Annotated in this window: 4 protein-coding genes; 1 reads left to right on the top strand and 3 read right to left on the bottom strand. The window is 62.3% G+C overall.

Features of this window, described 5'->3' with window-relative positions:
- Positions 1-116: 116 nt before the first annotated feature.
- Entirely contained in the window at positions 117-518 is a 402-nt protein-coding gene (locus tag KUV62_RS22465) for a hypothetical protein (protein WP_222605996.1), read from the bottom strand.
- 413 nt (positions 519-931) lie between these two features.
- Here KUV62_RS22465 and KUV62_RS22460 point away from each other — a divergent pair, with 413 nt between their 5' ends.
- The gene (locus KUV62_RS22460) at positions 932-3700 is read left to right on the top strand and encodes a metallophosphoesterase (RefSeq protein ID WP_222605995.1); all 2769 of its coding nucleotides are present in this window, start codon (positions 932-934) and stop codon (positions 3698-3700) included.
- Between the two features lie 599 nt (positions 3701-4299).
- Here the strand turns inward: KUV62_RS22460 and KUV62_RS22455 are convergent.
- Positions 4300-5868 carry a recombinase family protein gene (locus tag KUV62_RS22455; protein WP_222605994.1) on the bottom strand — a complete coding sequence of 523 codons (1569 nt, stop codon included), beginning with the start codon at positions 5866-5868 and terminating at the stop codon, positions 4300-4302.
- Between the two features lie 32 nt (positions 5869-5900).
- Positions 5901-6059: a hypothetical protein gene (locus KUV62_RS22450; RefSeq protein WP_222605993.1), complete on the bottom strand. Its 159-nt coding sequence runs from the start codon at positions 6057-6059 to the stop codon at positions 5901-5903.
- Between the last annotated feature and the right edge of the window lie 109 nt (positions 6060-6168).

The following is a 6168-nucleotide window of genomic DNA, read 5'->3' as shown; positions in this document are numbered from 1 at the left end:
GTGCTCCTTCAGGATGCCAATGATCTGCTCTTCGCTAAAACGGCTTTTCCGCATCGTCTGTCTCCTCGTTTGGAGAACAGGCTAACTTCAAACCGCGGACTTTTCAGGGGAGCAGGTCATGTATAACGTACTAAGGAGCCGAGGTGGAGAAGACCGGCCAAGAAGACGACACCGCCCGCCACGAGGCACCCAGCGACAAGCAAGGCCAGAACTGTCGGAAAAAGCGCGTCGGGGGCTAGCGTGCTTGTCGACGCGATACCGACAGCTGCCGCTCCGAGGACAACTGCAGTGGCGTCCTGCGGATTGGCAATTGAACCCTCAATCGAATATGTAAAAGCGCCGATTGCAGCCATCAAGCCAGCTCCGAGGAGCGCAAAATTGGCTCCGTTGCCGAGATATGGCGCGAGCGGCCCCGTGTAAATGAGCGCAGCAAAAGAGATCGTCAAGGTCACAGCCATAGCGCCGATGACGATGCCTCCGATGGATAGCTGAAAGATCTTTGCGACAAGCAGAAACATGTCTCGAGAGACCTACTCGACACTGCACTTTTGAATCTCAAGCAAGCTTCGCGACGCCGAGCAAGCAAGGTACGAAGCTAGGCCCAGAGCGGACCTGTGCACATGTAAAGTTAGTCTTCGCCTCCCCTTTTACGAACTCTGGAAATCATTCGAGATGTATCAGATTGATCAAATTAGGGCGCGTCGCGCCCTCATTGCGCTATCCTTTGACATTTTACACTGACCTTACGTCATCCTCCAAGTATTGCTTTGTTCGCTTGCTGAGGTTGTCGTCTGGCACACTGGAGATTGGCGTCTGATGACAGGCGGGCCGGACTAAGCGGATGGACTTTTGATGTAAATTCCCGGGCCGCGCCGGAGTTACCTAAACGTGCTATGATGTTGGGTAACAATCCGGGTCAAGGAGGTCCAACATGTCCCTTTTGCAGGCCCAACGGGCCATCGCTGACAAGGCCCTGACCGACGCAGGAAAGTTGCTTGGCCGCCCTGCTGGCGGTGTCGAGGCAGCCCATAGCGGCGGGTTCAACCAGCGTTTCGAAAACGGCGTAGTCTATTGGCACACCAATACTGGTCCCGCGATCCTGCGGGGCAATATCGCCAGAGGCTATGACCTGCGCGGCGCAGAGGGCACCGACCCCCGCACCGGGCGGCGGCGCTTTGGCTATCCGGACGCAGACGAAGCCCTAAGTCCTGACGGCATTCCCTTCCAGCGGTTCGAATTCGCTACGCTCGTCGCCACGCCGGGGCTAGGCAGCGTCGCGGTCGACCGCGATCATCTGCTGGCCGAGGAAGACCCGACAGAGGCAGGAAATACTCTGGGCCTGCCAATCGGCGACACGACCGGACTGCTGAAATTTCGGTTCACCCGGTTCGAACGCGGTGTGGTACTATCTCACGAGGCGGTGCCGCAGCCGTTCGTGTTACGGCTGCATTGTGGGGCGATGCTTGGCAAGCCCGCGATGGTCAAGACCGACCCAGGCACATCCTTGCCGTTCCTTTTTGAGATGCGGCTGAGACGATCCTTTGTCGAGGCGATGGAGCGGGATTTCGCCCCCGGCCAGTTTGCGGAACTGCTCAAGGCGATGTCGCTGAACCATCTCAAACTGCGCGAGGTCGGCAGCCGTCAGCTTAACGCGCTCGACATGTCGGCAGACAGCCGCGAGATCGTGGGCGGCGACATCCGCCTCAGGCTTGGTCCCTGCAAGCTCGCTGGGCCGATACCCGACCGCAGGCTCTTCAGCCTGTCGATGACACCTACGGATGTTCCCGGCACGGATAATAGGATTTATGACGTGGTGCCGCATGCGATCTATTCAAAGCGAAGCTGGACGCATTTCGGCATGGTCCACGCCACCGACCTGCACGTGTCACGCCGCTATGACGGCTATCCCGAAATCTGGCGGCAGCGCGGCAATCTCGAGGCGGTCAGGGCCTTTTCCAACCCAAACGATAACCTGCGCAACTTCATTCGCTGGGCCAATAACGAACACGCGAAAGGGCGGCTAGACTTGATCCTCGCCACTGGAGATATCGTCGATTTCATCTTTGACAACGACATGGACCATGCGGGCGCGGGCAACTTCCGGTTTTTTGAACGGCTGGTGCGTGGCCTCGAACCGGCGCGCGATCGCGATGGCGCGCACAGCGAAGCGCTGCGGGTGCCGGTCTTCGTGACCTTCGGCAACCACGATTACCGCCCGCGCGCGTTCCCAATGTTCTTCCGGTTCCGCGTCGACGACGCCAACAAGTACATCAATGGTGCCGCCCTTGCGGCCATTGCCCTTGGCGCGCTTGCAGGCGGTCCGCTGGGGATCTTCCTTGGTGCCGTCGGTCTGCTGGGCGGCATCTTCGGCACCACCCAGTCGATCTCCCGGGACCGGCACGAATACCGCGGCTTCAACCTACTCGAAGAAGACGCGCGCGACCTGCAGGGCGGACAGCGGCGGTTCCTGTCCCAAGACGAGGCCGAGGCGCTGGTTGCGCCGGTAGACCTGCCTTCCTTCGTCTTCAGCCATCTGACGCCGCAGGCCGAGTATTCCCGCAGCATCGGCGACAATCACCTGCTTTTGATGCTCGATTCCGGGCCGGACAAGGGCGTTGTGGAAACTATGGGCCATTGGCTGCTTGGCGAAAGTGGCCTGAACGACGACAACGAAGCGTTTCTGGCCGGCACCCCCAATTCGCGCGGATCGCGCATCGATCCCGCGTCGACGCAGCGCATGATCGCGCAGACGCGCGGTCTGGTGATCGTGGGCATGCACGCGCCGCCGCTGAACACCGAAGGCAATGAAGTCCCGTGGTTCTTCCGCGCCTCGGCGCGCCAGGTGGCGGGTAGCGACGATCTGAGGGCGATGACCCGCAGTTTCCTGCACCGTCATGTGCCAGTGACCAAGGGCCAGGATTTCCTTGCCTCCACGCGCCCCCACCCGTTGGAGGACGACTGGCCCACGGCGCGTACGGATTTCTACGCCAAGGGCAGGCTCAACGAGCTGAACGCCTCTGGCACCGCGCAGAACAACAAGCAGGACTGGATGCGGGTCTTTGCCGGGATCGGAGCGGCGCGGGGTGTGGATATGGTCCTGGCCGGGCATGTGCACAAGGATGTGGAGGTCAGCCTGCAGACGGACGGCGACACGATCCGATATGTCAACGATTTCCACACCGAAAACCGCGCCGCCAGCTACACGACCATCGAAAGCGATTTTCGCCATCCGGTGCACGTGCGCGTGCGCAGCGACGGTCTGGCGGAGATCAGCCGACAGGAACGCGCAGAGGTGCACGAAGGTGTGGTTGAACAGTTCACCGAGGTGTCGGTGCCCGCCAACGCCGACACGCTGGCCGATGCAGGCGACAAGCGCGCGTGGTGGCAACGTTTTGCCCCGCTGGTGATCCAGTCTCCGTGCCTGGGGCCGACCGACAGCAATCACCGCCGTCCCGGAAAGCAGAACCCTGTATTCCAGGGCGTGCGACAGATCACCGTCGAAGGCGACGTGATCAGCGGCGTGCAGCTGGTGACGCTGGAGACGATCAAACAGGTGGTGTCCGGTCTTGCGCTGAAACCCACTGACGTGGCCCCGCCCATCGAGGTCGCCAAGCCGGTCGATCCGGTTGATGACGACGGCGATGGGGGTGGCGTCGGACCGCAGCGCACCGCCCCACCGCAAGGCGGTGCCATCAGGTAACGCCTGCCGACCGCCTCAGTCCCCGACGTGACCCCGCGCCTGCATCTTCCAGCGTGTCAGCGTAACGGCGCGCAGGGCCACGTCGGGCCAGCCAAGCTCGAACTCCGGCGTCGGGTCTGTTGCGTCGATCTTCAGTGGCGTTTTCGCCGCGTGTAAGGATCGGAAGCTCTGGTGATATCCATTGAGCTCCCTTACGTTCTTGGACGTCGATGCCGGATCAAGGTTTCTCGGGGGCTAGAGCAGACGTAGATTTGATCGCGTCGGATGACCGCTTCGTCTGCTCAGCAGAGCTTGAGACCCCGCTCGGGTTTGCAGCTGCTGAGAACGACAGTTTTGATGGACTGCGCTGCAGCATTCTGTTCCAGGGCGGCAGGTCGGCTTCGGGCCGGTAACGTCGAGAAGGACCACCGTTGATCGACTCTGGCATATGTCCACTTCCTGCGCGTTTCAGCCTTTCACGGTCCGCCTAGCGAAGCTCGGCTTCCCAAAGCAACGAGCTCCGGCTCAGCCAGTGCTCTGCCAAGTCTAAAGCCCCGATGAGGCTCCGCGCCGACCGGAGCGACCACTGCACCGGCCGCCCCGCATCCACGTTCAGACCCTCAACAGCTGATCCGCGTCCCGCCGTCCGCGGCATTCGCCGTATCCGGGAACACACCGCTGGCGAGAGACAGCACCGCCGCGATGCCGTTCAACGCGGTCTCATCCGGGGTCAGCGTCACCTCCTGGATCAGTGTCGCCAGATAGCCGTGGGCTTCGTCGACAAGCTCCGGATCCGAGAGCAGGGTCTCCATCTGCTGCAGAGCCCGCTCATAGATCACACGTGCGTCCTCCTGAACCTCCGCGCTCTGGGCGATCCGGGCTTCGAGGTCGGAGAGCCGCGTGGTCAGCTCCGTGATCTCGCGCTCGAGCACGTCCGTGCGGGCCTTGAACGCGGCATAGGGCGCGCCCTCGGCGATTGCGTTGAGGATGTTCTCGCGGCCGGCTTTGGCCTTCGTGAGAGCTGCCTTCAGGCGATCGCGTTGGGCTTTGACAGTCCCGCCGCTGAGCTTCTTCCGCTCGGCTTTCAGCGCCGCCTCGAAAGACGCGATGAGCGCCGGCGAGCGGAACGCCTGGCGCAGGGCATCGAACACTCGGGTCTCAATGCGCCGACGTGAGATGAACACCGTGTTGTTGCAGGCCTTCTTCCGCGCCTCGCGGCAGCCGTAGCTGGTCCGGTTCGACATCACGTAGGGCGCTCCGCAGCATCCGCAGATCAGCAGGCCCGAGAGCAGGTAGCTCTTGCGACGTGCCGCGCGCGCAGCCCGCGGCGTGGCTGCACCCCGCCGAGCGAGTTCGGCTTGCACCGCATTCCAGAGCGGCTGCTCGATGAGGCGCAGCTCAGGGATCTCCTGTTCGACCAATTTGTCGGGTGAGGGCCTGATCTTCTTCATGAGTGTCTCGGGGTGATAGGTGTGCGTGTTGCGGCAAACGCTCGCGATACCGATGTAGAGCTGGTTGCGCAGGATACCTTCACCGGTTGCCGGATTGCCCCGGATCGTCGAGCCATCCCAGCTTCCGCCCCGCGGGGCGGGGACCTTGTCGAGATTAAGCCCCTCGGCGATCGCCGCGCTGGACCTTCCCGACGCAAACTCGCGGAAGATGCGGTGGACGATCGCCGCTTGCTCGAGGTCGATCTCGCGGTTGAGACCGGTTTCGACCTCGACCTTGCGGTAGCCATAGGCGCTGGTGTGCAGCCGCTGCCGTGTCACGGCGCCCTGCATCCCCCTCCGCGTTTTCTGGCCGATCTTCTCGCTGAGCAACTGTGCGCCATAGCCCGCGAACAGGACCTTCAGGAAGTCCTGCTTCCCTTGCTCGAGCGAGTGCAATTCGATGCTCTGGAACGTGAGGATGTCATAGATCCTGAGAGCATCCGTGAGTTTGCGGTTGAGACGGTCGATATCCTCGACGACGACAATATCGAACTCCATGTTGTCCGCGGCACGCTTCATCGCCTGGAAGCCCGGGCGGCGGGTGTTCCGGCCGGTCTTCTCGTAGTCCGAGAACACATTGACCATCGTCCAGCCCTGACGATCGCAAAAGCGCTTTGCCATGGCGACCTGGTCTTCGATGGAGGTCGGGCTCTGCAGGTTCGAGCTGTAGCGGGCGTAGACAGCGGCACGTTTTGTCATCGGGGAATGTCCTTCCTGGTCTCGGGGGCCGATCAGCGCTGCGTGTTCGCAGCGGTCTTGCGGGCGGCGGCCAGCGCCTCGGCGCGCGCCATCAGCCCGACGAGCCGCGTCAGCGCGACCTGCACGCTCTGCGCGCCACCGGGATTGTCGTTGGCGGCCTGCAGGTCGATTGCGGTGTTGGTCTCGGTCATGCTCAGTCCTCAAAAAGCCTGCCCGTTCTTGGGCAGGGAGGACGTGTTGCCGTCGCATGGATCGCAGAAACGGTTCGGTTCGGATCCCTCGCGGGGGCGCCTTGCAGCG

This window comes from Salipiger bermudensis, from assembly GCF_019801965.1.
In the GTDB taxonomy this organism is placed as follows: domain Bacteria; phylum Pseudomonadota; class Alphaproteobacteria; order Rhodobacterales; family Rhodobacteraceae; genus Salipiger; species Salipiger bermudensis_A.
The sequence above is the reverse complement of the archived record's forward strand: the minus strand, read 5'-3'. Positions and strand labels throughout refer to the sequence as shown.